Source organism: Eubacterium sp. AF19-12LB (assembly GCF_003479125.1).
In the GTDB taxonomy this organism is placed as follows: domain Bacteria; phylum Bacillota; class Clostridia; order Lachnospirales; family Lachnospiraceae; genus Eubacterium_U; species Eubacterium_U album.
This window is the reverse complement of the sequence record NZ_QUGP01000015.1, coordinates 1-416: the sequence shown is the minus strand read 5'-3', so window position 1 is coordinate 416 and position 416 is coordinate 1. Positions and strand designations below refer to the sequence as shown.

Sequence of the window (416 nt, the reverse complement as noted above, 5' to 3'; positions counted from 1 at the left end):
AAAACGACTATCAGACAGCAATGTCAACGGCTAGTGGAACAATATCATATGTAAGGGATGAACTTGACAGAATAATAGAAACAAACTACGAAAATGGGAAAACAGTAAAGTACAGTTATGATAATGAAGGAAACAAGACAGGAATTACATATACTGACGGCAAATATGTAAGCTACGCATATGATGGAAATAAAAATGTAACGGAAGTTACAGACGGCGATAAAAAGACCACATACACATATGATAGTGATAATAACAGAATAACAAAAACAGAAGGAAAAGAGACACAGGAAAGCACATATGACATATATGGAAATGTGCTTACAGTAAGCAGAAAAGAAAACGGAACTTCGAAGCTAATAGAATCATATGAATATGACTTAAACGGAAATGTAACAAAACATTATGAAAGTGGA

General features: G+C 33.4%; 1 pseudogene. It reads left to right on the top strand.

Annotation, left to right across the window (positions count from 1 at the left end):
- Positions 1-416: pseudogene (locus tag DWX29_RS12850) on the top strand (hypothetical protein); the annotation flags it as partial.